Below are 25278 nucleotides of genomic sequence, written 5' to 3' on the forward strand. Positions count from 1 at the left end.
ACCCACCAAATCCTTTTCACCCAAGGAGTAACGCCATGTCCTTCTACATCTCGCTTTCCGGCCTGAAGGCCGCACAGACCGATCTGGCCACCATCGCCAACAATGTGTCGAACGTGAACTCCACCGCTTTCAAGAAGAGCAAGGCCGTGTTCGGCGACATCTTCGCCGCCGCGCCGATGCAGACGACCACGCAGGTCGCTGGTCAGGGTGCGCGCGTGCAGGGCATCACCCAGCAGTTCACGCAAGGCACGATCGAGGGCACGGACAAGACGCTGGACCTCGCCATCACCGGCGAAGGCTTCTTCACCGTCAAGCGCACCGGCGACAGCCAGGTCAGCTTCACGCGTAACGGCGCCCTGTCCCTGACCGAAGACCGCTACGTGGTCGATACCACGGGCGCACGCGTTCAGGTCATCCCCGTCGATCCCACGACTGGCCAGCCCAGCGCGGCCATCGCAGCCGGCCTTGCCGCTGGCACCCTGACTTCAGCCGACCTCGCCGACCTTCAGGTTCCCACCAACTGGCCCGCTGGCGGCACCGGTAATCAGCTGAACAGCGTCGGCGTGGGCAAGGACGGGCAAATCTCCGGCGTCTATGCCGATGGTTCCACCGTCTATCTCGGCACCACCGCCATGGCGGCGTTCAACAGCCAGGACGGCCTGCGTCAGCAGGGCGACGCGCACTGGACCTCTACCTCGGCCAGCGGCGCGCCGCGCTTCGGCACCGGCAATAGCGGCCTTTACGGCTCGGTTCGCTCGGGCGCTCTCGAACGCGCCAACGTGGACATCACGGAAGAACTGGTCGCCCTGATCTCGGCCCAGCGCAACTTCCAGGCGAACTCGAAGGCGATCGAAGCGGCCAACACGCTGTCGACCACCATCGTGAACATGCGCACCTAAAACCTAAACCGTCATTCCCGCGGAGGCGGGAAACCTTCTCCAGGCGTAGCACCAAGCGCCGCGTTCAGGAGATGGATCCCCGCCTCCGCGGGGATGACGGCATCAAAGCTGATCTCGCTAGAAACAGGATTCACCCATGGACCGGCTCGTCAACACGGCACTCACCGCAATGCGCGGCGCGATGGCGCGGCAGGCGTCGATCTCCAACAACCTCGCGAACGTCAACACGGTTGGCTTCCGCGCCGAGATCGCCAATGCAGAGACGCGCTGGATCAAGGGCGATGGTTTCGAAACGCGGGCGCAGGCGTCCGAACAGGTGATCGCGTCCGACATGGCGCAGGGCGCGGTCGTCGAAACCGGCAATCCGCTGGACGTGGCCATGAACGGCGATGCACTGCTCGCCGTTCAGGCCGCGGACGGCAGCGAAGCCTATACGCGCCGGGGCGACCTTAAGGTCTCCGACAGCGGCCTCCTCACGACCGGCGACGGCCTTCCCGTCCTGGGCGAAGGCGGCCCCATCACCTTGCCGCAGATGGACAGCGTCTCCATCTCGCAGGATGGCAGCATCTGGGGCGTGCCGCAGGGCGGCGACCCGGCAAACCCGCAGCGTGTCGATGGGCTGAAGCTCGTCCGCGCAGTCGGCTCCAGCATCGCCAAGGGCACGGACGGCCTTTTCCGCGAAACCAATGGCGGCGTCCTGCCGACCGATCCGCTGGCGACCGTTACCGGCGGTTCGATCGAAGGCTCCAACGTCAACGCGACCTCAGCACTGGTCGACATGATCGAAGCCAGCCGGGCGTGGGAAACGCAGGTGAAACTGATCGACACCGCCAAGCAGCTCGACGACGGCGGCGCGTCTCTCATGCGGCTTGATGGTTAATTTGGCACGAACCTTGCTTTTCGTTGAGCATAGCCATTGGGCAAGCCTGACGGCATCACGGAGTTAGACCATGACCAACGCAGCCCTTCACGTCGCCCGCACCGGCCTCGACGCGCAGAACACGAAGATGCGCGTGATCGCGAACAACCTGGCGAACGTCAACACGACCGCCTTCAAGCGCGACCGCGCCGATTTCGAAACGCTCGCCTACCAGCAGATGGTGGCCGCAGGCGCCAATTCGGACAGCGAAAACAAATTCGCGACCGGCCTCAACCTCGGCTCCGGTGTCGCGATGCAGGGCACCAGCAAGATCAACACGCAGGGCACGTTGCAGCAAACCGGCAACGCGCTCGACATGGCGATCGAAGGCTCCGGCTTCTTCCAGGTCCAGCGCCCGGATGGCACCACCGCCTATACCCGCGCGGGCAATTTCAGCACCACGGCGGAAGGCGCGATCGTCACCAGCGACGGCCTGCCCCTCATCCCGCAGATCACCGTGCCGCAGGGCGCGACCGGCATCACCATCGGCAATGACGGCACCGTCACCGCGACGCTTCAGGGCCAGACCGAACCGACCCAGCTTGGTCAGGTCGAACTTGCCAGCTTCATGAACCCGGCGGGCCTCCAGCCGATCGGCGGCAACCTGCTGACTGAAAGCGCCGCCAGCGGCACCCCGCAAGTCGGCGTCGCTGGCCTCGATGGTCGCGGCATGATCCGCTCGGGCAACCTTGAAACCTCGAACGTCAATGTCGTCGAGGAATTGGTCGACATGATCGAAACGCAGCGCGCCTATGAGGTGAACAGCAAGATGATCAAGGCGACGGACGAAATGCTCCAGTACGTCAATCAGCAGCTGTGAGCGGACTGATGACTTCCCCCCACACACCGTTCGCCCTGAGCTTGTCGAAGGGCTTCACTTCTTCAAAAAGAAAGGGAAGGGCTTCGACATTCGAACGAGACAAGCGGCTCGTTCGAACAGCCCGAACGGCTGTTTTATTCCTCACGGCAACCGCCCTTGCCACCACCCCGGCAATGGCCGGCAAAAAGCGCGATGCCGAGCGGCAATTTTTTGCCCCCACCATCGTTGCCGCCCCTGCCGTCCCGGTGGCCAACGGCTCGATCTTCCAGGCGTCGATGGGCTACACCCCGCTTACCAGCGGCGCGCGGGCGCAGAGCGTCGGCGACATTATCACCATCGTGCTGGTCGAACGCACGCAGGCGACCAAGACAAATTCGGCCGACACCAGCCGCAGCGGCAGCATCGGCCTGACGCCACCGAGCACCGGCCCCCTCTCCAAGCTCTTCTCCGCCAGCGACATCGCGGCAAGCGGCGATCAGGGCTTCACGGGCAAGGGCAATGCGACCCAGTCCAATGCGTTGAACGGCGAAATCACCGTGACGATCGCGGCGGTCTATCCCAACGGCACGATGCTGGTGAAGGGTGAAAAGGCGCTGACGCTCAATCGCGGCGACGAGTATATCCAGATCAGCGGCCTCGTCCGTCAGGCGGACATCACGCCCGACAACCGCATCGCGTCCACGCGCGTGGCCGACGCCAAGATCATCTACACCGGCAAGGGCGAAATCGCCCGCGCGAGCCGTCAGGGCTGGCTGCAACGCTTCTTCTCGATGATCAGCCCCTTCTGATGGAGACCGGCAGAGCCATGACCCGCCTGTTCCAATATCTTCTGATCGCGACCGGCTTGGCCCTCGCCAGTCTGGTGACCGTTCCGGCTCATGCCGAACGCATCAAGGATCTCGGCACGTTCCAGGGCGTCCGCCCCAACCAGCTGACCGGCTACGGCATCGTCGTCGGCCTCGCGGGCACGGGCGACGACAGCCTCGATTATGCGACGCAGGGCGTGAAGGGCATGGTCTCGCGCTTCGGCCTGACGCTGCCGCAGGGCATCAACCCCTCGCTCAAAAACGCAGCCGCCGTGCTGGTGACCGCAGACCTTCCCGCCTTCGCCAAGCCCGGCCAGCGTCTCGACGTCACCGTCTCCGCGCTGGGCAAGGCCAAGTCGCTACGCGGCGGCACGCTCATCATGACGCCCCTGCGCGGCGCGGATAACGAAATCTACGCCATGTCGCAGGGCAACCTTGCCGTCGGCGGCCTTGGCGTATCCGGCGCGGATGGCAGCCAGGTATCCGTCAACATCCCCTCGGCTGGCCGCATTCCCGGCGGTGCAACGGTCGAGCGCGCAGTCGCGACGGGCTTCGACACGGCGCCCACCCTCACCTTCAACCTCGCCGAAGCCGACCTTACCACCGCCCTGCGCGTGGCGGACGGCATCAACCGCACCTTTGGCGACAACCGCGCCCGTGCGACCGACGCCGTCTCGGTGAACATCGACGCAGCCCCCGGCGCGACCGACCGCATCATGATGATGGGCATGATCGAGAATATCGAGGTCAAGCCCGCCGACGCACCCGCCAAGGTCATCGTCAACGCCCGCACTGGCACCGTCGTCATAAACGGCGCGGTCAGGATCCATCCGGCCGCCGTCGCGCATGGCAAATTGACCGTCAGCGTCAACGAAAGCCCGCGCATCGTCCAGCCCGCACCCTTCTCGCAAGGGCGCACCGCGATGGAGCCTTCCAGCTCGATTTCGATCGATCAGGAAAAGAAACCGATGATTAATTTTAAAGGTGGAGCATCGCTGGCCGATATAGTGAAAGCGGTGAATGCCATTGGAGCCTCTCCCGCAGACATGGTCGCGATCCTCGAAGCCTTGAAGCAGGCAGGCGCGATGAAGGCTGAACTGGTGGTGTTGTGATGCAGATAAACGCGATTTCCAAAGGGGTTCAGCCCACCGCGTCGCCCGAAAAGGCGCAGCTGGAGAAGACCGCCAAGCAGTTCGAGGCAATCTTCCTGCGCCAGATGATCGGCACCATGCGCCAGTCAGGCGGCGGCGAAGGCATCTTCGATTCGAGCGCCACCGAACAGTTTCGCGACATGTCCGACGCGCGCACCGCCGACACGATGGCGGAAAAGGGCGCACTCGGCATCGCGGAAATGCTGCTGCGCCAATATGAAAGCCGCATGCCGAAAGCCCCCGCCGCTCCGGTAACACCGGATAAGGGTGCATGAGCGACCTCTTCATCATCGGTGCCTCGGGCACGAAAGCCTACCGCCAGGCGATGGCCGCGATTTCGGAAAATATCGCGAACGCCAGCACGGAAGGCTATTCGCGCCGGTCGCTGACGACCGTCGAGTCCGGTTCGTCCACGGCGACGATGGCGACCTATATCGCCCGCGCCAATTTCGGCGGCACCGAAGTATCGGGCGTCGCCCGCGCCGCCGATCCCTATCTGGATGCCGCCGTCCGCTCCAGCGGGATGGCGCTTAGCAGTTCTACGGCGCGGCTGCGCTGGATGACCGATCTGGAAGGCGCGCTCAACGACACGGATACCGGCATCGGTAAGCTGATGACGGGCATGTACCAGAATATCGACAAGCTCGCCGCCAGCCCCAGCGACCGATCGCTCCGCGTCACCACGCTCGACAGCATCAATCGCGTCGCCGAAGCATTCCAGCGCACTTCGGCCGACCTGTCGCAGGTATCCAGCGGCATCGCCACCGAAGCGACCGCGTCGGTCGAAACCATCAACCGGTCGCTGTCGCAGCTGGCGGGCATCAACAACAGCCTGCTTCGCGCGCAGCCCGGGACATCGGCCTATGCGCAGTTGCTGGACGGCCGCGACGCGGCGCTGAACACGCTGTCGGCCAATCTCAATGTCGACATCAGCTTCGGCGCGCATGACGTGGCGACGATCAACTATAATGGCACGACGATCGTGCAGGGCGACAATGCGACGGCGCTGGCGCTGACCGTCAATGCCAATGGCACCCTGGCGCTAGCCACCGCTGGCGGCACGGCACTGCCCGCACCCTCCAACGGGACGCTCGGCGGCCTCTTTTCCTCGGCCGACATAACGGCGCAGCGCCGCACCAGCCTGGACACGCTGGCGCAGCAGTTCGTGACGGACGTGAACAACTGGCACGCGCAGGGCCGTACTGACGCGAACGTGGCGGGCGCAGCGCTCCTCTCCGGCACGACAGCGGCGAGCGTCACCGCGCTGATCACCGATCCCACGGCGCTGGCGACCAAATCGACGGACGGAAGGCTCAACGGCAACTTGCTGGACGCGGGCACCGTCCTGCGCGGCAATGGCAGCGTCGAACAGGGGTGGACGTCGATCATCGCGACGCAGGCGAATTTGCTCTCCTCCATCAAGGCCGAACAGACAACCGCTCAGGGCCGCAGTGATCAGGCGATCGCCGCGCGCGAAGCGGTCAGCGGCGTCGATCTCGACATGGAAGCGGCCGAACTGCTCCGGTTGCAGCAGGCCTATTCCGGCTCGGCGAAAATCCTTCAGATCGCGAAGGAAACTGTCGACGCCATTCTGCAGATCATTTGAAAGGGCTGACCCATGGTAGGCATCACCAACAAGACGCTGATCGCCGAAATCCGTCGTCAGCAGACATTGTCTCAGGGCATCATCGAAGGGCAGACCGCCATTTCGACCGGCATCACACTGAACAAGCCATCGGACAATTCCCTGGCTTGGGTGCAGGTGTCCGAAATCGGCAAGGAGCAGGCACAGCAATCGGCCTGGCAGGCCAATGTCAGCTATGGCACCGGCCGCGCGGCCAACGCCGAATCTAATCTGGACGAAATCAACACCCTGCTCATCAGCGCGCAGGAACTGGTGACCTCTGCCCGCAACGGATCGCTCAACGACGCGCAGCGCACCGCGATCTTTGAAGATGTGAAGGGCATTCGCGAGGCCATCGGCTCGCTGCTTAATCAGACCGACTATCAGGGCGTGCCGGTATTCGACGACACGCAGAGCGTACTGGTTCCCGTGAGCCGCGGGCTCAATCTGGCAGTGGTCGGCACCCGGCAGGAGGTTTCGGAAGGGATCGACGTCGGCGGAACGCCCATGACGCTGGACGACATATTGGGCCAGGCGCTCACCGCCTTGCAGGGCGGCACCGACGCTGACCTCCAATCGGCGCTGTCCGCGATCAAGGCGGGGCAGAGCCACGTCACCATCGAACAGGCGAAGCAAGGCGTCCGTAGCGACCGGCTGGACGTGACCGGCAACCGGCTGACCAGCGTCGATCTGGACCTGAAGGAACGCCGTCAGGGCCTCGAATCGACCGACCTTTCCGAAGTCATCTCCTCCGTGAAGAGCAAGCTGCTGCAGCTCGAAGCCGCTCAGTCCGCCTTCGCACGCATCAACCAGCAGACACTGTTCGACCTGATCCGCTAAGTTTTCAGGCTGCGGCGCTCCCCTCTTACGCGTCGCCCCTTCTTACTCCGCCGTTCCCCCTCACTCCGTCATCCCAGCGAAAGCTGGGATCTCAGGAGAGGACGCACCACGCCGACGAGATCCCAGCCTCCGCTGGGATGACGGGAAAGAACGAGAACGGCCGAAAAAATCCGCCATCCTAAACCTCCCGCTAACCATTGGGCGTTAACCATCTGACGAAAGCGCATCTTGCGTCGTCGGGTAAAAGCCCAGCGGGCAGAATTTTTCAGGGGTACTCATGTTCGCACTCATTGGCCTGGTCGTGCTGCTCGTCATGGTATTTGGCGGCTTCATCTTCACGGGTGGCGACATCGGTCCCGTTCTCCACGCCCTGCCCCATGAAATGCTCATCATCGGCGGCGCCGCTGTCGGCGCGCTGATCATCGGCAATTCGGGCGCGGACCTGAAGGCGCTGGGCGGCGGCGTTGGCAAGGTGTTCAAAGGCCCCAAATATAAGAAGCAGGATTTTCTCGACTGCATCTTCCTCGTCTCGCGCCTGATGAAGACGCTGCGCGTCGAAGGCCCGGTGGCGCTGGAGCCGCATATCGAGGACCCTGCCAGCTCGACGATTTTCTCCGAATATCCCCGCCTGATGGCTGACAAGACGCTGATCCACCTGATGAGCGACACGCTGCGTCTGGTGGTCGTGTCCTCGGGTACGCTCGATCCGCATGCGGTCGAAGAGGTCATGGATAACGCGCTCAAAACGCACCACCACGAAGCTCTAAAGCCCGCCGACAATCTTCAGGGGCTGGCCGACGCCCTCCCCGCTCTCGGCATCGTCGCGGCGGTTCTGGGCGTCGTGAAGACCATGGGATCGATCGACCAGCCCCCAGCAATCCTTGGCGGCATGATCGGTTCGGCGCTCGTCGGCACCTTCCTCGGCGTGTTGCTCGCCTATGGCATGGTCGGTCCCTTCGCCAATCGCTGCCGCGCGGTGATCGAGGCGGATGGCTCCATGTACCATGTCGTCAAGCAGATCATCATCGCCTCGCTCCATGGCCACCCCCAGCCGCTCGTCATCGAAGCGGCGCGCTCCAGCCTCACCCATGCGAACCAGCCGGCCTTCGCCGAAGTGTTCGACGGCATGCGGGGCAAATAAGCCATGGCCGAAAAGAAGCGCGGCGGGAACGAGCCCGAACCCCGGCCAATCATCGTCAAGAAGATCATCGTCGATGGTCATGGCGGCCATCATGGCGGCGCATGGAAAGTCGCCTATGCCGACTTCGTGACGGCGATGATGGCCTTCTTCCTGCTGATGTGGCTGCTGGGCGCGACCACGGAAAAGCAGCGCAAGGGCCTCGCCGACTATTTCACGCCGACGCTGGTCGAACTGAAAATGTCCTCGGCCGGGTCGAGCGGCCTGTTCGGCGGCGATAGCATGGTCAGCAAGGAAAATTATCCCACGACCGGCGGTCAGGGCAACCTTGCCATCACCATCCCGCGCGACGCGACCGGCACCAAGGATCAGGGCGGCAAGGCCACCCGCGCCGCCGACCGCGCCAAGTTCGAGGCGGTGAAGAAGGAACTGGAAGCGCGCATGGCCCGCAAGAAGGGCATGGACAAGCTGCGCCGCAACGTCCGCTTCACCGAAACCCGCGAGGGGCTGCGCATCGACCTGATCGATGAATCCAATTTCGCGATGTTCGCCATGGGCACCGACAATCTACTGCCGCAGGCGCGTGATCTCGTCAGCGAAGTAGCAGGCGTCGTGCGCGGCATGCCCAACCCGCTGATCGTGCGCGGCCATACCGATGGCCTGCCCTATAGCTCGGGCCAGAGCATGAACAACTGGATGCTATCGTCCGCCCGCGCCGAAGCCACGCGCAAGACGCTGGCGGCGAGCGGCATCGGCAACGACCGCTTCGCCCGCATCGAAGGCGTCGCCGACCGCGAGCCCTTTGCCAAAGGCAATGTCTACGACCCACGCAACCGCCGCATGTCGATCATCCTCGGCTGGACCCGTGGCAGCGACAGCAGCGACGACGAGGCGCCAGACGAGGCGACCAAGGCCGCCATCAAGGAACGCGACAACCCGGCCCGGATAGCGCGCGAAGAGGTGACCAGGATCGACATGGGCGGCACCGGATTGCCTAGCGGGGTCCAGTTGCTCAACCCAACCGCGCCCGGGACGTCTAGCAAGCCGGGCAAGCACTGAGCGATCGGATTGCGAATCTGCTCCCCTCCCGCAGGCGGGAGGGGTTGGGGGTGGGCCAGCGCAACGCCGGACTTGTTTTTAACGGCTAGCCCGAAAGCTCGCTGCGCTCGCGCCCACCCCTAGCCCCCCCGCCTGCGGGAGGGGAATTCGTATCTGCCACCATCCCCGCTCAAACCGGCAACACCAAACTCGCCTCCAGCCCACCGCCAACCCGGTTCGCCAGCCTAAGCGCGCCCCCATGCTCCGCCATGATAGCCCGCACCAACGCCAGTCCCAGCCCAGCCCCGCCAGTCTCCCGGTTCCGCGATCCCTCCAGCCGCGTAAACGGCTCCATCATCTCCTCCATCCGATCCTCGCTGATACCCGGCCCATCATCCGCCACGACGATCCGGATCGCGCCATCCTCGCGCACCACGGACACATGCGCCCGCTCGCCATAAACGATCGCATTCTCGATCAAATTGCGCAGCGCCCGTCTGATCTGCTGCGGCCGGACCGAAGCCACCGCCCGCGCGCTATCCGCCATCTCCGCAGGCGATCCCAGCTCAATGAAATCCTCCACCACCGCATCGGCCAGCGCGGAAAGATCAACCTTCTGAGCCGCCTCCGTGCTCCGTCCCGCCCGCGCCAGTGAAAGGATATCCTCCAGCATCCGATTCATCTCGTCGATGGTCTGCGACATGCGCGCCCGCTCGCCCTCATCCTCCACCGACTCCGTCCGCACCCGCAGCGACGCCAGCGGCGTGCGCAAATCATGGCCGATCGCGCCGAGCATCCGGTCCTTTTCATCCAGCATCGCAAAGATCCGGCCGCGCATCGCGTTGAACGCGGTGGTCAGCTCCCGCACATCGCCCGGCCCACGCTCTTCCACCGCATCGGCCGATCCCGTGCGCGCAAACTGCTGCGCCGACCGCGTCAACTGCCCCAAAGGCCGCGCCAGCCGTCGCCCGACCCACAGCAGCGGCAACAGCACGATCACATACAGAATGAGCGTCTGCCCCACGAGCCACCCGCCAAAGCGCGGCGCCCGGTTGCCCGCCCGCGTCTGGGTCACGACCCATTGTCCGGGCGCATATTCGGCCGCCATCGTCAGCCGCCCGCCGCGCGGCTCACCCCGCATGTCGCCCATGGCGCGCATCCTGATATTGTCCATCCGGCGCATCGGCGGCGGCCGGTCCTGCTCAACCACGCGCACCGATCGCACGGGCAGCCCCACATCCGCGAACATCGCCAGCGCGCGCCGCTCGACCTCCGGCCGCCGCTCGCCCGTCAACGTCGGCGGAGCATCGAAGAAGCGCGCCCTCGGCGGCCGATTGCGCGTGGGTGCCTCGCCCCGGCTGTCCAGCGCATCGACGATGCGGTAAACCCCCGGCGCCGTCTGCGCCGTCAGCGTCAGCCGATTGCGCTCCCGCAGCAGCAGCCCGAAATTGATCGCCTGCGCCACGAACAGCGCGATTGCCACCAGGACGATGATCTGCCCGACCAGGCTCTGCGGCCAAAGGCGAAAGCGCCTCACAGCTTCCTCACATCGGCGGACAGCGTATAGCCGCCGCCCCACACCGTCTTGATCAGCGTCGGATTCTTGGGGTCAGGCTCGATCTTCTTGCGCAACCGACTGATCTGATTGTCGATCGCCCGGTCGAACGCATTGGCCTCCCGCCCCTGCGTGATGTCGAGCAACTGGTCGCGGCTCAGCACCTGATTGGGCCGCGTCGCAAAGGCCATCATCAGATTATATTCGGCGGTCGATAGCGGCAGCGCCACGCCTTCCTGATCCACCAGCACCCGCTCCTGCGTCTTGAGCAGCCAGCCCGCAAAGGCATAGGTCGCCCCATCAGGCGCCGTGACCCGCTGGCCACCCGTCGCCACGCGGCGAAAGATCACCTTGATCCGCGCCACCAGTTCGCGCGGGGAAAAGGGCTTCAGCACATAATCGTCCGCCCCCATCTCCAGCCCGACGATCCGGTCGGTCTCTTCCGACTTGGCGGTCAGCAGGATGACGGGAATCTCGCTCGTCTCGCGAATATGGCGGCACAGCGACAGCCCATCCTCGCCCGGCATCATGATGTCCAGGATCACAAGGTCGATCGCATTGGCATTGAGCCGCACCCGCGCCTCCGCCGCGCTTTCGACGGCAGTCACACGGAATCCGTTGCGCGACAGATATTGCGCCAGCGGCTCGCGGATCGAACGCTCGTCATCGACGAGCAGCAGATGGGGTTTTTCACTCATGGGCAATATCTGTCACGACTATCAGCAGCTTGGAAGGGTGAAGGACGCATCCCCCACCCTTCCCCTATGATCAGTTCTTCGGCGCGGCCTCCGCACCACGGCGGGCCTGCCAGGCTTTACGCATCGCCTGACGCGCGGCCTTCATTTCATCCGCCGTCACAAAGCCGTCCTTGTTGCTGTCCGCCTTGTCGAACATCGCGAGCGGCCGGGCCATGAACTCGGCACGCGTCAGAACGCCGTCCTTCATCGCCTCGCCACCCCGGCCGCCACGCCCATGAAACATCATGCCGCCGTCAAAGCCATGATGGCCGCGCCCGCCAAAGCGGTGGCCTTCCCGCCCGTCACGCCCCTCGCGATTGCCATCCCCGCGACCCCAGCGGCCCTGATGCCCGGCGGCGAACTCGGCCTTGCTGATCTGCCCGTTGCGGTCGGTGTCCAACGCGGCAAAGCGCTGGTCCAGCCGCGCCTGACGGCTGATCTCCCGATCTTCCTTTGTCAGCTTGCCGTCGTGATTGGCGTCCATCTTCGCGAACCGCGCATCAAGCGCTGCGGTCAGTTCAGCCTTGCTGATCTTCCCGTCCTTGTTCGCGTCGGCCATCGCCATCATGCTGCCATGACGGCCGCCCGGACCAGCATCGCCCGGCTGCGCCAGCGCCAGATGCGAGGCGGCCAGCCCGCCAACGAACAGCGCGCCGACAGCAGCGGTGCCCAAAAATTTGCGAATCATCTCGTCTCTTCCTTCCAAGGGGTCACGAACGGCCATCGCCGCTCCTGAAACCCCTTATGAGGAAGACTTGTCCCGCAAACTTGTCATGTCACGGGCTAAATTGTCGCAATATGTAACGAGGGCGAGCCTCCCCCCACCCCCGTCATCCCAGCGCAAGCTGGGATCTCAGGAGGCGAGGCGCTACCTCACCCCGATCAGCCGTCCCGCCGCCCCAACAGCCGCAGACGCAGCGCATTCAGCTTGATAAAGCCCGCCGCATCGCGCTGATCATAGGCGCCCGCATCATCCTCGAACGTGACAACCTTCTCGCTGTAGAGCGAATAAGGCGATTTCCGCCCCACGACCTGAACGCCGCCCTTATAGAGCTTCAGCCGAACCGTCCCCGTCACCTTCTCCTGGCTATGGTCAATCGCGGCCTGCAACATCTCGCGCTCGGGCGAGAACCAGAAGCCGTTATAGATCAGCTCGGCATATTTGGGCGCCAGCTCATCCTTCAGATGCGCCGCACCGCGATCCAGCGTCAGCTGCTCGATACCGCGATGGGCAAGGTGATAGATGGTGCCGCCCGGCGTTTCGTACATGCCGCGCGACTTCATACCAACGAAGCGGTTCTCGACCAGATCGAGCCGACCGATGCCATGCTTGCGGCCATATTCGTTCAACGTTTCCAGCAAAGTCGCCGGGCTCATGCCCACGCCGTTGATCGCGACGCCGTCGCCACGCTCGAAATCGACCGTGATATATTCCGGCGCGTCGGGCGCGTCCTCCGGGTTCACCGTACGCGAGAAGACATAGTCCGGCACTTCTTCCCACGGATCTTCCAGCACCTTGCCCTCGGAGGAGGTGTGCAGCATGTTCGCATCGGTCGAAAACGGGCTTTCGCCACGCTTGTCGCGCGGAATCGGAATCTGATGCTGCTCCGCGAACTCGATTAGCTTGGTGCGGCTGGCCAAATCCCATTCCCGCCAGGGCGCGATGACCTTGATGTCGGGCGACAGCGCATAATAGCCCAGCTCGAACCGCACCTGATCATTGCCCTTGCCGGTCGCGCCATGGCTGACGGCATCCGCGCCGACCATCTTCGCAATCTCGATCTGCCGCTTGGCGATCAGCGGGCGGGCGATCGACGTGCCCAGCAGATACAGCCCCTCATACATCGCGTTCCCGCGCATCATCGGGAAGACATAGTCCTTCACAAACTCTTCACGCAGGTCGTCGATGAAGATATGCTCATCCTTGACGCCCATCAGCTTGGCCTTCTGCCGCGCAGGCTCCAGCTCCTCGCCCTGCCCCAGATCGGCGGTAAAGGTCACGACCTCACACTGGTAGGTCTGCTGCAACCATTTCAGGATCACGCTGGTGTCGAGCCCTCCCGAGAAGGCAAGGACAATGCGGTTGATCTTATCGGACATGGGTGGAGCGACCTTCCTTCAAACTTGGCCTGCAAAACTGGCGCGAAATTACCGGCGCGCCGGTATCAGGGGTCGGCCCCAAGTGCAACCGAATCGACGTGCGCAGGTCATGCAAACGGGGCGGCACCGTGCGATGCCGCCCCTGTCTGGCTGATTGTCCGGTGACTTAGCGCGTTTGCGGCTTGAATGTCATCCGGCGATTCCGATCCGCGCCCATCCGATAGACGGTCTGCACCTGCGGTTCGGCATGGATAGTCTGCGGCGGCACATGGGCAGGCGCATCGGTAAAGGATGCTCGCTCGCCCTTCTCACATTGCGCCAGCAGGAACCGCGCACGGGCCAGCCGCCTGCGATGCGTGCGGAACGGATTCTCCGCGCTCGGGGCGGCGGCGACCATCGCCTCCAGACTGGAGCCGTAAGCAGCCCCGGCCGCAAGGGGCGCGCGCATCGGCGCACGCATGATGGCAGGCTCAGCCACCGGTTCCCGCTCCACAAAGGTGGGCGCGACCGCGACAGGCTTTTCGACGAGCGGAGTGTCGACCATCGGAGTGACCGGGACCGCGACGGCCTCGTCCTCCTCGCCCTCCGCAATGTTGCGACGGCGACGAACAGCGGCAGCCCCGCCCAGCCCCGCGAGCAGCAGCACGCCACCGCCTAAGGCCCACAGGAGCGATTCCTTTGTGCCAGCATCGGCAGCACCAACCTCACGCGCCTCAGCGGCAGGCGGTGTGGCGGGCGCAGCTTCGCTCACGACAGGCTGCGGAACAACGGCAGCTTCGCGCTCGGGCGATGCCTCCGCCCGTTCAACCGCCCGCGCAGCAGCAGGCCGCTCAACTTGCGCCCGCAGCGCAGTTCGAACCGGCGTGGAAGCCGTCCGCGCGTTTGGCCGACTAGCATCAGGTTTCACCGCCGCCTCGGCTTCCGAAGCAGCCACCGCAGCATCCAGCCGTTCCTCAACCGAAGCGGTCGGCTGAACCATCGGCTGGGGGACCGACGCAGCAGGGGCTACAACCGGCGGCGGCACCACAACAGGCGGCGAACCCGCATCAGGAACAGTTTCCTGCGCGAAAGAACAGGTTGAACCAAGGGCTAGAACAGCGGCAATCGCGGCACCAGCCGGGCGGGCAGATTGAATATATCCTCTCATAGTCCAAGCTGAACCAACGAACTTTTCAATTGACCGCAGACATGGTCACGGATTCACGATGAGTTGATTTTCCAAAGAGACGAATTGTTGCAGACGCGAGAGAGATGAACATCCATTCATCTCATTTGACCTAAAAAGCCTTCGAAGATTGCTTGCAGTCCTAAACACTATTCAACCGGGTCGACGTCACCATCCCGTCGGCTACCGTCCAACAGCCGATCCTGCCGCGCCTCCTCGATCCGCCGCACCTCACGCTCAGCCTTAGTCTGGCCGAACTTCGCCCGATTTGCAGCCGCCACCTGCTCCTTATCCTTCCGCACCTTGGCCTTGCGCGCCTGCCGCAGATTGATGATGTCACCCATACGGCTCCCCTAACAATGCTGACATGGAGACTGAAAACGGCTCCTATCGAACATACTCATTCTTCGAGCGTCAGCCAATCCCCGGACAGGCAACGGGACGCTGGCGCGGCGGGCGTTACAGCACGCATCGCTTCACGTCACGCCCCGTGCGCAACCGAGGCCTTCCGCTCGACTTCGCCGGACGATGGTTCTAGAGGCGTTCAAATTTTTGCAGGATAGGACGGCGGAAAGTTGGCGCCAGAAGCAGAGAAAGCGGGAGATGAATTGTCACCTCCCAACATGCATGACAGAGCTTCCGGCAGAGCCTTGCGCGCAATCGGAGCGGCATCGGCAGCTTTAGGCGCCTTGTTGCTCAACCTGCTGCTTTTTCACCGCTATCCTCTATGGACCGTCGAATCTCTCGTCGCACTGATGGTGCTGATAGGCGTGGGTTCGATCTATGGCTTGCTGTACGCGGCAGCCAACCGGTGGATCAGGGCTTTTCTGGAAGCTCTGCTGATCGCCGTGATCATCGACGGCGGCGGGGCCTTGGCGCCCTGGCCCATGGTGGCGGGCGCGGTTGTGCTCCTCTTCACGCTCTTTACCCGGCGCTCGATCTTATCCTTCGTCACTGTCGCCGCTTTGGTAGCAGCACTGTCCAGTCTGGCGGGGCTTGGGCAGCATCGTGAACAAGCTTTTACGGAGGTGACCAAAACTCCAACCCGCAGCCGCAGCCCAGCGGATCTGCCTGCCATCGTACATATCATATTGGATGAGCATGGCGGCATCGACGGCATGCCGATGGACAATCCCCGCACGCCGCAAGTCCGCGAGGCCCTCCAACATTTCTATATCGGCAACGGCTTCCGGCTCTACACCCGCGCGCATAGCGATTATGCCTATACTCTCAATTCCGTACCGCAAGTGCTGAACTTTGGCCAGGTTCAAGAACCGGGCAGCAGCAAGGAAATGAAACAAAAGGTTGAGCATACGGCCTATTTCGACCTGCTCGCGCGGCGCGGTCATCACGTCAACGTGTATCAGTCCGAATTTCTCGACATGTGCGCTTCCGCTTCCATCGCTCACTGCGTAACCTATCAGTCGCAGGACATGGGCGCAGTCGCCACATCCCACCTGACGACCGCCAGCAAGGTCAGCATAATCCTGCGCAAGCTGACCTCACGCTCGGTCCGCAAGGTGGGAGGGTTCCTTTACAATGGCTTGCGAAAACTCGGAGTGCCCCTGCCGTTCCGCGACATTTCCGATATCCGCATGAACCCTCTCAACGCGGCCGCTGCATTCGACAGGTTCAACGCGGACCTTGCCAAGGCCAAGCCGGGCGACGTCTATTTCGCTCACATCCTGCTGCCACATTCGCCCTTTGGCCTGACCGAAGACTGCCGCCTGAAGGAAGGCGCCTGGATCAGGCGTGAGCGACCGGGTGCACTTCGTCCCCGGCAGGACGCGGGTTATGATCAGCTGCTGTGCGCGCTGCGCAAGACCGAAACAGCTTTTCGCGCTATCAGCCAATCGGCAGCGGGCGATAATTTTGTCATGATCGTGCATGGCGACCACGGATCCAGAACGACCAACGCCAAGCCGTTCGTGGATCAGGCGGCGACTATGACCGATGCCGAAAAACTTGCCAACTTCTCGACCCTCTTCGCTGTGCGTGGCCCCGCGATCCCGCCGGGTAAGGACACATCCCCATTGTCGCTTTCCACCTTGGTCACGGGGCTCACCCAATCCCGCTATACCGTCGCGCCGACCGGGCGCGGGACACGGCCCAGCCAGGTTTTCCTTGATGATGAGAAGCATGTCCCGCTCATGAAAATCAACCTGCCCGCCGGATGGTGACGCCCGTCGCTTGGGGGCGTGGTTGCGTATTGTCGTAAAACAGTCTTTTCGCTAAGCAGTCACGAAACTGAAACACAGGATGTCATGTGAAAAAGTCTTTCGTCCCATTCGGCCTGTTCGGTGCCTTGCTCGTTTCGCTCAGCACTCCGGCATTCGCCTATCTTGACGGCGCCACGGGCAGCATGCTCATCCAGGCCGTAATCGGCGGCGTCGCCGCAGCCGGGATGTTCGGTCGCCACTTCATTGGAAAGATCAAGACTGCGGTAGCCACGGTTCTCCGCAAAGACGGCTCGCAGCGCGACAACTGATCGTGAGCGAAAATTTGATGAGCGACGCCGGGTCGTTTCGCGACCCCGGCAGCCGCGTTTTCGTGCGTGGACAACGCATATTCCGATCGGTCAAGCCTGCCGCCGCCCCGGCCTATGAGGCGGCTCGAGATTCAGGTTTGCTCCGCCACCTGGCTGACCAACGTATGCTGGTCGATTGGGAAGAGCATGACCCGGCCAGTCTGGGGAACGATCTGGCCGACGCGGCTTACGTGCTGGAACACCCGCGCGTCCCGTTCATCTCCTATCCCTATGAGTGGACCTTTTCCCTGCATAAGCAGGCGGCTATTCATCACCTGGACGTGCAACTTGAGGCGCTCGCGCATGGCTTCGCGCTGTCCGACGCCACCGCCTACAACATACAGTTCGTGGGCAACCGTCCTGTCTTCATCGACCATGGATCGTTCATCCCGTACAAGGATGGCGACATCTGGATCGGTCATCGCCAATTCTGCATGCAGTTCCTGAACCCGCTCATCTTCTGGGCGCGTTTCGGCGTTTCTCCGGCGCATTGGTTCAGGGGGAGCCTGGAAGGGATCGCACCGGAAGATCTTGCCCCGCTCTTGCGGTGGAAGGATAATTTCTCCTGGACCATAATGGCCCATGTGACGGCTCAGGCCGCGTTGCAGACGCGATCCCTGCGCAAAGGGCAGATCGCCGGAAAACCCAGTGAGCGCAAGCTGCCCCGCAACTCGCTGAAAGCGATGCTGGAGGGATTGCGACGCTACATCAGCGGGCTCAAGCTCAAGGGAAGCGAAACCGTCTGGGGCGATTACGCGCAGGACAATAGCTATGCGGCACCCGAAGCTGCGGCGAAACGCGCGTTCGTCGGTGAAATGGCAGCCGCGGTGAAGCCAGGCCTAATGTTCGACCTGGGCTGCAATTCCGGGGATTATTCCCTGGCCGCGATGGAAAATGGCGCGGCTTCCGTGGTGGGTTTCGATTTCGACTATGGCGCGCTTGAACGCGCGCATCACCGCTTTCAGGGCACGGATACACCTTTCCTGCCCTTATGGCTGGACGCGGCGAACCCCAGCCCCTCACAAGGTTGGGCGCAGGCGGAGCGCAAGGGCCTGATGGAGCGGTCCACGAGTGCGGACGCGCTCGTGGCGCTTGCCTTCATCCACCATATCGCCATTGGCCGGAATGTTCCGCTGGACATGGCTGTCGACTGGATCATGGGGCTCGCGCCTGTCGGCGTCATCGAGTTCCCGCCTAAATCCGATCCAATGGTCCGTAAATTGCTTGCGCAGCGTGAGGACATCTTCCCGGATTACAGCGAAGAGTGTTTCCTCAAACATGTATCGAAGCGCGCGCGGATCGTTCGCCAGCAGCATCTGTCCGAAGGCGGACGCCTACTCGTCTGGTACGACCGCCGCAGCTAAAGCGAGCATCCAGCTTTGACGGGATTGCGGCGGGCGACTAGAGAGCCCGGTCATGCAGCCGCACCCGTCCAAGGCCATTGTACCTGAGCGTTCCGTCGTTTTCCTGTTCAATCATGACGCAACGCATCAGTTGGCCCACACGGCCGGTATCCTCAAGGCTCTGGCTGAGGCCGCGCCGGCCCTCCCTCTGGTTTGCGCGTACGGCACCCCGGCGATCGCTCAAGGGGTCCGCGATGCCGTCGGAACCACGGCGGCTGCCCGCATATCATGGTTCGACCTCAGCGTGCCGCAAACCGGTCTTGCGACGCGGCTCCTGAACAGGATTGCTCCAGCAGAGCGACTTTCACGCCTTTCCCATCACGCCAGCGCGCTTCAAAATGCATCGTTGATCGTCAGTCCAGAAAGGACCTGTCTTCAACTGAAAAAGCATTGGAACGGCGGCGGTCCCCAATTCATGTTTGTGCCGCATGGCGCAGGCGACCGATCCGTAACCTATCATCGGGACATGGCTGAATTCGACGCGATGCTCGTGTCAGGTCCAAAGGTCGCGGATGAGATGATCCGTCATGGCCTCGCCCACCAAAGGTCGATCGCGATCATCGGTTATCCGAAATTCGACCTGATCGACAGGGACGCGCCACGCGACTTCTTCCCAAACGGCCGTCCAACCTTCGTCTACAATCCGCATTTCGATCCGCACCTGTCCAGCTGGTATCGTCATGGCCACGATATCATAAACTGGTTCGCCATCGGCCCTGGACAGGCCTATAATCTCATCTTCGCGCCACATGTGCTGCTGTTCCGCAAGAAACTGCACATCTCGCTTGAATATAAGGTGATGAAGCGGCGGCCGGATTTGGACGATCGCTGGAAAAGCTGCGATAATATTCTTATCGACGTGGACAGCGACCGCCTAAGCGACATGAGTTATACGCTTGGGTCGGACGCCTATATCGGTGATGTGAGCAGCCAGATCTACGAATTTCTGTGGAAGCCGAGGCCCGCCTTCTTCATCGACACCCATCCGCGCGATCATCGTGCGGATCCGCCCTATCTCTCATGGACCGCCGGGGATGTTTTCCGTTCTTCGGAAGAACTCTTGGCCTGCCTTCCCCATTTCAGGGAGAGAGGCCGCCATTTCCGCGCGCGGCAGGAGGAAATATTCCAGTATACGATGGCAAATTCTGCCGAGCCTTCCTCAATAAGGGGCGCCCACGCCATTCGTTCATGGCTGGAAAAGGGGCATTTCGATCTGGCGGACGGCGGACTGGTTTGAACCGCCCCTGATCCTACGGTCTCAAGACAGGCAGGATGCAAACAGCGCAATCCAGCCCGGTCCCTCAACAATATGGCAGCGTGCACGCCCCAAGGCCTCAGCCTCTGCAAACATAGGGCTCACTTCAGTTGTTGACGGCAGGACGGCTTTGTAACTCTTCGGCAATTCGCCTCGAGTCAGAAAATTCCGGTCAAACACGAGCAGATCGACGCGATAGCGCCTGATATAGTTTCGTACGCTTTCGAGATCGTCGAAGCGCCCCATTTTCAGGGAGGCCTCCAGACCTGCCTGACTCTCCCTATGATAGCGCTTGTGATAGGGAATATCATGTTCCGGCGTGGTCAGCACCGATCGACCGGTCAAAGCGGGGATGAAACTCAGGTCATCGGATATGCCCGCTATGCGGGTGCCCGGCGGCGTTCGTGCTATGAAGGCGAGAAGGTCCGGATGCTCGGCATGAACCACTCGCGTCTTGGGTGTCGCGAATATCCCGACTGCCGCTGCCGTGGCGAACAGCATGATCGCCATTCGAGCAAAGGGTTTCACTGATATCTTGCGCTCCAGCAACCAGTTCCATGCGCGGCCCGCCCAAAGGCCAGACGCAAGGCTGCCCATGATCAACAGTACCGGCTGGCTGTATCGAGCAGGCAGATGGAATGTGAAGGCGACCAGCGCGGCAATTAGATAGCAGATGGCCGTTGCAAGCAGCGCATAGGGAAACAGGGCATAGGGAAACAGGGCATAGGCCCGATTGCTGTCTGCTAGGGAGTCTTCACCAGCACCTTGCCCGCGCCGGACCCGGACCCAGAGCGCCAGCATAGGAACGACGCTCAGCAGCAGATTGACCAGAAGGCGCGGATCACCATTGCCCTGACAATTGATGATGGCGGGAAGATATCCGATGCGCGGCGAGCATAGCCAGGCGATGTCTCCGCCCCGCCCAACAATACTGCTGCGACCGCCAACGCTCATCAGGCTGGGCATGCTTCGCGCTTCGCCAAGGCGCAGGACCGGCCCCCAATCGCCCATGCCCGCCTTGAAGAGCAAGGCTGATCCGAGGACGAGGATCGCGGCCAGGGCGAGCAGCGCCACGCTTCTCCAGGACAGGGAAAACCCGATCGGGAAACGCCAGGCCAATATCCAAAGCGAAAAAATGCCGAGGCATGTGATCGCAGGCGCTGGATAGACGATGCTAAGCAGCAAAAGCCCCGCGATTGTGAGGCCGTACCGTCGCGTTGGCAGGCCGATCAGCGTCAGAAGGATCAGCGGCGACGCGAAGGCGCGCGGCGTTCCCGAAAAAATGGAATCATTGTGAATGATCGCGGCCATGACAAACAGCGAGCCCATCAGGCGGCAGCGCGCGTCGACCGTGAAACAGGCGTTCAGCTTCCAGGCCAGAACCGCTGTAATCGCGACCAGAGGAAATGCGAGCAACTTGGCGAACAGCACGGGCGCGACACCCAGGGCAGCGGCTATGTGCAGGAGCGCTCCATAGAGGGGCGGCGCCGTCTGCTGCCAATAATCCGCCAAAACGTCACCGGGCCGCGATGCCGGATCATACAGTCTGCTGGTCCAGCTCAGGAACTGACGGGCGTCATCGGCGATCGCCCATGGATGGAGCAGGAAAGCCTGAATCGCGTAAACCAGCAGGGTAATCAGCGTCAGGCCCACCAGCAGCGGGACGCTTTTCGATTTTGCACCGCCGATCATGGTGTCACGGCCGCCTTGCCGCGTCCCTGCCAATAATCACGCACGAACGGCGCACCGGCGATCGCGGGCAGCAAATATCTCGATGTCGCCAGCACGCCGACCGCCGCGCCCGCTGCTGGCGAAAGCCACTGCGAATAGAAATGGATGATCGCCGCGTCCCGGCTACCAATCCCCGCCATCGTAAGCGGCAGCAACCCCGCCAGAATCGACAAGGTCGCGAACGCCATATTATCGAGCAGCGGGACACTGGCATGCACAGCCTTGGTGAATAGCCAGAACTGCCCCAGATGCCCGGCCCAGATGGCGACCGAGAACAATACCGTGCTCCACGCCCGCGTGGGACGCGACCAGAACCAGTCCGCCATCACCGACCATTCCTGCATGAAGCTGTCCAGCCGTGTCGAGATCTTGCCTGGCATGAACCCAATGGCCCATATCAGCGGCCGCCGCGCCGTACTGAACGGCGCCATCAGCAGCGCCAGCAGCAGAAACAGGCCCGCGACCGCCAGCGCGAACAGCCACATCAGCCAATCTGACCCGGCTACCCACAACAGCGCGAATGTCCCCCAAAGGAGGAGCGCAGCCATGTCCATCATCTTCTCGAACACGACGAGAGACACGGCCCGATCGGCCGGGAACTGATATTTCTGCGCCAGCACCCACCCCTTCGCGATGTCGCCCATCTTGGACGGCAGCACCGCGTTCAGGGTGGAGGCCGACAGGATCAGCCGTAGGCACGCGCCAAAGGGTATCGGCGACCGGCTCAGCATGGCAAAACGCAGCGCGGTAGCGAGCGTCAGCGGCACGGCGGCAAGCAGGCTCATCGCCAGCCAGAACCGGTCAGAATGACGGAACACGTCGATAACCCGGCCCGCATCGACACTGGCCCAGATCACCACCAGGATGACGAGGCTGACGGCAACGCTCAACAGCTTGCGCATCAGCCAGCCGTCCCCTCATGCGGAACGCGGCGCTCGATCACCAGAGGATCACCTGCCCCAAGGGCACGAACCAGATGCGTCAGGTCGTTCCAAGGTTGCAAATGGTTCGCCTGCCAGACCCGCGCCATGATCGTGGTCGATGAGGTCTGGAATCCCCCGATGCCGACCGAAGCGACGTCCTGCCACCCCTCATCCGCAAAGATTTCGTCGCGGATGGTGACACCCTCGCCGTCCCAACGCAGACTCCGCTGAAACCGAAACGGCGCGTCCTTGCGCCCGGTCACAAGGATCTTCTGCAGCAGTCGCCGCACGAGATCGGGGAAGAAGCGGCCAAGGCTCACCATCATGCAGCGCAGGATCACCGACTTCACCGGCGTCAGCAGCGTCGACTTCGCCCACGCCATCTTGCCCGAGACATCGAACCCGTCCTCGTCCCGGCGCACCTCATAGTCGCCCGGCAGATGCTGCACCGCCGCCCGGCCAGCCCGCGTCGCTATCGTGACCCCGCTATCGGCAAGGCTCAGCCGATCGCCCGCGAAAAACTGAAACGCCCCTCCCTGTCGCAGCCCGGCAAAGAGCGCCCGCTCGCCACGCCGCTGGACAATCAGCCCAGCGCCCGGAAACCATGCCGACGACCCGGCCGCCGACGAAACCCCAACCCGCTCCATCCGCCATTCGGACCAGCAAAGGAGCCAGCTCCACACATGATGCCCGATGATGTGATCGTCCGAATAGCAAGGAGGCCCGTCCCCCTCGAACAGCGCCAGCGCCCGATCAGTCACCTGCGTCGCCTCCGGCATCCACTCGCCAGCAATCTCGAACCCATGCGGGAAGAAATTCTGCGTCCCCCGGCTCGTATAGGCGCCGCCCACCGTCCCGTCCGGATGCACGAAATGCGCGAAGAATCCGATCGCCCTGCGGCACGCCTCGCGCAACCCAAGGTCAGGCCGCCGCCGGTCGCTCTCCGCCAGCAGGCCGATCGTCAGGCTCAGATAGCCCGGATCAGCGCCGCCATATTCGTCGAACCAGCCTTCCTCATGCTGCCATGACAACAGCCGCGCCACCCGCGCGCGCAGCGGCTCCTCCCACTCCGGCCCGTCCAGCGCGGACATGCGGATCAGGTTGGCAACGATCAGCGCCTCATGATTAGACAGCCGTCCCGATTCCTGATGCGTCGCCAGCCACCCTGCTCGCTTGCGGAAAAACGCCCGAACCTCGGCATCCTCATCGATGCCGATGATCCGCGCCGCCTCGATACAGGCGAGCAGCGAAAAGGCAGCCGCCCCCGCTGCCCGCTCGAACGGATAATAATCGTCGCACGATCCATCCGCATGCGCCGACCGCGCCGCAAACCTGATCCCCGCCTCTACAAAATCGCGGATAGCAGGCGCCTGAAAATAGCTGTTCCCCGGCGCATCCAGCGACCAGGCCAGCGCCAGCGGATAGACGAACTCCTGGCTCATCCCGCACGGAAAATCGATCATGCGGTAATGCCAGTAAAGCCGATCGAAACAGCCATAGGTGCGGCTGACCGGCGTCCGGTCCAGCAGCGTCAGGATCTTCGGTATCTCGCCCAGAGCCTGCCGCGCCAGCAGATCGCGCCGCGAAAGGCTCATAGCGCGCTGCCGTCCTTCAGCACGTCATAAGATGACGGCATGTCGCGCATGCGCAGCTGCAAATCATGGATCATGCGCCGGGTGACAAGCATCTGCTCACCCAGCAGCCCTACTATCCACATCAACGCCGTCAGCATCAACAGGCATGACGCCGCGACGAGGCTCGGGACATGGGCTCGCTCAGTCCCGCCCGCGAACAGCACCAGCCAGCGGATGACCAGCCCCGTGCCGATAGCCAGCGGCGGAATGCTGAGGTAAAAGAAGGTCATGCCAGGCTTGTATATGAAGAAGGTCCGCGTGATCGACTTCATCGACCGCCACACATAATTATGCATCGATCGCAACAGGCGCGATGGTCGCGTCTCGCCATTGACGCGGATCGGAACCGAGGTGATCGGAATATTCGACAGCCCGGCCTGAATGATCGATTCCAGCGTATAGGTGTAGGTATCGAAGACGTTGATCTCCAAAGCGGCCGTGCGTGCAATCGCCCGGAAGCCGCTCGGCGCGTCATGGATGTCCGCCTGTGACGCCATGCGCACGACTTTGGTGCCGAGCCATTGGAGCTTGCGCTTGACCCAGGAAAAATGGGCGATGGTCGAGATTGGCCGGTCGCCGATCACCATCTGCGCCCGCCGCTCCAATATCGGCTGGATCAACAACGGTATGTCGTCCGCATTATATTGATTATCGGCGTCGGTGTTGACGATGATGTCCGCACCCTCCGCCAGACACCGCTTCAACCCCGCCATGAACGCATAGGCAAGGCCGCGATTGACCGGAAGATCTACGACATGGTCGACGCCATGGGCCAGCGCGACTTCGACCGTGCGATCGGTGCTGCCGTCATTGATGATCAGCCATTCGACCTTGTCCACGCCCGGAATTTCTCGGGGCAGAGCAGCCAGTGCCTCGGGCAGCGATTCTTCTTCATTCAGGCACGGAATCTGTATTATTAACTTCATGTGCTCCGCTCTTTTGCCGATTGAACCACTGGCGCGAGTTCGATAACGCGCAAGCGGCATTTCCCTTCATTTGTCAATCGCCGGGCG

The 25278-nt window shown here is 62.7% G+C and carries 24 protein-coding genes; 14 read left to right on the top strand and 10 right to left on the bottom strand.

The features are described 5' to 3' along the window. Positions 1 to 35: 35 nt before the first annotated feature. The 10 genes from ACZ5TH_RS08650 (at position 36) to ACZ5TH_RS08695 (ending at position 9256) form a co-directional block, all read left to right on the top strand. Positions 36 to 899, top strand: coding sequence for a flagellar hook-basal body complex protein (locus ACZ5TH_RS08650; protein ID WP_449473864.1), 864 nt, complete (start codon positions 36 to 38; stop codon positions 897 to 899). 136 nt (positions 900 to 1035) lie between these two features. Beyond that, positions 1036 to 1779, top strand: coding sequence for a flagellar basal body rod protein FlgF (locus ACZ5TH_RS08655; protein ID WP_464793629.1), 744 nt, complete (start codon positions 1036 to 1038; stop codon positions 1777 to 1779). Between the two features lie 70 nt (positions 1780 to 1849). After that, on the top strand, positions 1850 to 2638 hold the full coding sequence (gene flgG, locus ACZ5TH_RS08660) for a flagellar basal-body rod protein FlgG (protein ID WP_449473868.1): 789 nt from the start codon (positions 1850 to 1852) through the stop codon (positions 2636 to 2638). Between the two features lie 173 nt (positions 2639 to 2811). Next, entirely contained in the window at positions 2812 to 3426 is a 615-nt protein-coding gene (locus ACZ5TH_RS08665; RefSeq protein ID WP_464793630.1) for a flagellar basal body L-ring protein FlgH, read from the top strand. After that, on the top strand, positions 3426 to 4556 hold the full coding sequence (locus ACZ5TH_RS08670) for a flagellar basal body P-ring protein FlgI (RefSeq protein WP_449473871.1): 1131 nt from the start codon (positions 3426 to 3428) through the stop codon (positions 4554 to 4556). Before ACZ5TH_RS08665 ends, ACZ5TH_RS08670 begins: the two co-directional genes overlap by 1 nt. Next, a complete protein-coding gene (locus tag ACZ5TH_RS08675) occupies positions 4556 to 4870 on the top strand; it encodes a rod-binding protein (protein WP_460986498.1) in 315 nt (104 codons plus the stop codon). The genes ACZ5TH_RS08670 and ACZ5TH_RS08675 overlap by 1 nt, the downstream gene beginning before the upstream one ends. Next, positions 4867 to 6201 carry a flagellar hook-associated protein FlgK gene (gene flgK, locus ACZ5TH_RS08680; protein WP_464793631.1) on the top strand — a complete coding sequence of 445 codons (1335 nt, stop codon included), beginning with the start codon at positions 4867 to 4869 and terminating at the stop codon, positions 6199 to 6201. Before ACZ5TH_RS08675 ends, flgK begins: the two co-directional genes overlap by 4 nt. Positions 6202 to 6213: 12 nt before the next feature. Continuing rightward, a complete protein-coding gene (locus ACZ5TH_RS08685; protein ID WP_464793632.1) occupies positions 6214 to 7059 on the top strand; it encodes a flagellin in 846 nt (281 codons plus the stop codon). Between the two features lie 277 nt (positions 7060 to 7336). After that, positions 7337 to 8200, top strand: a complete 864-nt coding sequence (motA, locus tag ACZ5TH_RS08690; protein ID WP_460986500.1) for a flagellar motor stator protein MotA — start codon at positions 7337 to 7339, stop codon at positions 8198 to 8200. A 3-nt stretch (positions 8201 to 8203) separates the two neighbouring features. Then, positions 8204 to 9256, top strand: coding sequence for a flagellar motor protein MotB (locus tag ACZ5TH_RS08695; protein WP_460986501.1), 1053 nt, complete (start codon positions 8204 to 8206; stop codon positions 9254 to 9256). 169 nt (positions 9257 to 9425) lie between these two features. Here the strand turns inward: ACZ5TH_RS08695 and ACZ5TH_RS08700 are convergent, their stop codons facing one another. From ACZ5TH_RS08700 to ACZ5TH_RS08725, 6 genes are all read right to left on the bottom strand, one after another. Further along, a complete protein-coding gene (locus ACZ5TH_RS08700) occupies positions 9426 to 10772 on the bottom strand; it encodes a sensor histidine kinase (RefSeq protein ID WP_464793633.1) in 1347 nt (448 codons plus the stop codon). Next, positions 10769 to 11488: a response regulator gene (locus tag ACZ5TH_RS08705; protein ID WP_464771161.1), complete on the bottom strand. Its 720-nt coding sequence runs from the start codon at positions 11486 to 11488 to the stop codon at positions 10769 to 10771. Before ACZ5TH_RS08705 ends, ACZ5TH_RS08700 begins: the two co-directional genes overlap by 4 nt. A 70-nt stretch (positions 11489 to 11558) precedes the next feature. Beyond that, positions 11559 to 12215 carry an EF-hand domain-containing protein gene (locus ACZ5TH_RS08710; RefSeq protein WP_464793634.1) on the bottom strand — a complete coding sequence of 219 codons (657 nt, stop codon included), beginning with the start codon at positions 12213 to 12215 and terminating at the stop codon, positions 11559 to 11561. A gap of 194 nt (positions 12216 to 12409) precedes the next feature. Next, a complete protein-coding gene (locus ACZ5TH_RS08715; protein WP_449473889.1) occupies positions 12410 to 13627 on the bottom strand; it encodes an argininosuccinate synthase in 1218 nt (405 codons plus the stop codon). A 166-nt stretch (positions 13628 to 13793) separates the two neighbouring features. After that, positions 13794 to 14774 (bottom strand): hypothetical protein, encoded by a 981-nt coding sequence (locus tag ACZ5TH_RS08720; RefSeq protein ID WP_464793635.1) that lies wholly within the window; start codon positions 14772 to 14774, stop codon positions 13794 to 13796. A 167-nt stretch (positions 14775 to 14941) separates the two neighbouring features. Beyond that, positions 14942 to 15136 (bottom strand): DUF4169 family protein, encoded by a 195-nt coding sequence (locus tag ACZ5TH_RS08725; protein ID WP_449473893.1) that lies wholly within the window; start codon positions 15134 to 15136, stop codon positions 14942 to 14944. A gap of 306 nt (positions 15137 to 15442) precedes the next feature. Here ACZ5TH_RS08725 and ACZ5TH_RS08730 point away from each other — a divergent pair, with 306 nt between their 5' ends. From ACZ5TH_RS08730 to ACZ5TH_RS08745, 4 genes are all read left to right on the top strand, one after another. After that, on the top strand, positions 15443 to 16972 hold the full coding sequence (locus ACZ5TH_RS08730) for a hypothetical protein (RefSeq protein WP_464793636.1): 1530 nt from the start codon (positions 15443 to 15445) through the stop codon (positions 16970 to 16972). Positions 16973 to 17058: 86 nt separating this feature from the next. Further along, the gene (locus tag ACZ5TH_RS08735; protein WP_464778027.1) at positions 17059 to 17280 is read left to right on the top strand and encodes a hypothetical protein; all 222 of its coding nucleotides are present in this window, start codon (positions 17059 to 17061) and stop codon (positions 17278 to 17280) included. 2 nt (positions 17281 to 17282) lie between these two features. Further along, positions 17283 to 18683 carry a methyltransferase domain-containing protein gene (locus ACZ5TH_RS08740; protein ID WP_464793637.1) on the top strand — a complete coding sequence of 467 codons (1401 nt, stop codon included), beginning with the start codon at positions 17283 to 17285 and terminating at the stop codon, positions 18681 to 18683. Between the two features lie 505 nt (positions 18684 to 19188). After that, complete coding sequence (locus tag ACZ5TH_RS08745) at positions 19189 to 19959, top strand: hypothetical protein (RefSeq protein ID WP_464793638.1); 771 nt, start codon at positions 19189 to 19191, stop codon at positions 19957 to 19959. 21 nt (positions 19960 to 19980) lie between these two features. Here ACZ5TH_RS08745 and ACZ5TH_RS08750 read toward each other — a convergent pair whose 3' ends face one another. From ACZ5TH_RS08750 to ACZ5TH_RS08765, 4 genes are read right to left on the bottom strand one after another with little or no spacing between them, the layout of a single operon-like run. After that, positions 19981 to 21669: a hypothetical protein gene (locus ACZ5TH_RS08750; protein ID WP_464793639.1), complete on the bottom strand. Its 1689-nt coding sequence runs from the start codon at positions 21667 to 21669 to the stop codon at positions 19981 to 19983. Then, positions 21666 to 22610, bottom strand: a complete 945-nt coding sequence (locus ACZ5TH_RS08755) for a lysylphosphatidylglycerol synthase transmembrane domain-containing protein (protein WP_464793640.1) — start codon at positions 22608 to 22610, stop codon at positions 21666 to 21668. The genes ACZ5TH_RS08750 and ACZ5TH_RS08755 overlap by 4 nt, the downstream gene beginning before the upstream one ends. After that, a complete protein-coding gene (locus ACZ5TH_RS08760; RefSeq protein ID WP_464793641.1) occupies positions 22610 to 24226 on the bottom strand; it encodes a hypothetical protein in 1617 nt (538 codons plus the stop codon). Before ACZ5TH_RS08760 ends, ACZ5TH_RS08755 begins: the two co-directional genes overlap by 1 nt. After that, positions 24223 to 25191: a glycosyltransferase family 2 protein gene (locus tag ACZ5TH_RS08765; RefSeq protein WP_464793642.1), complete on the bottom strand. Its 969-nt coding sequence runs from the start codon at positions 25189 to 25191 to the stop codon at positions 24223 to 24225. The genes ACZ5TH_RS08760 and ACZ5TH_RS08765 overlap by 4 nt, the downstream gene beginning before the upstream one ends. Positions 25192 to 25278 lie beyond the last annotated feature (87 nt).

Source organism: Sphingobium sp. TomTYG73, assembly GCF_055394245.1.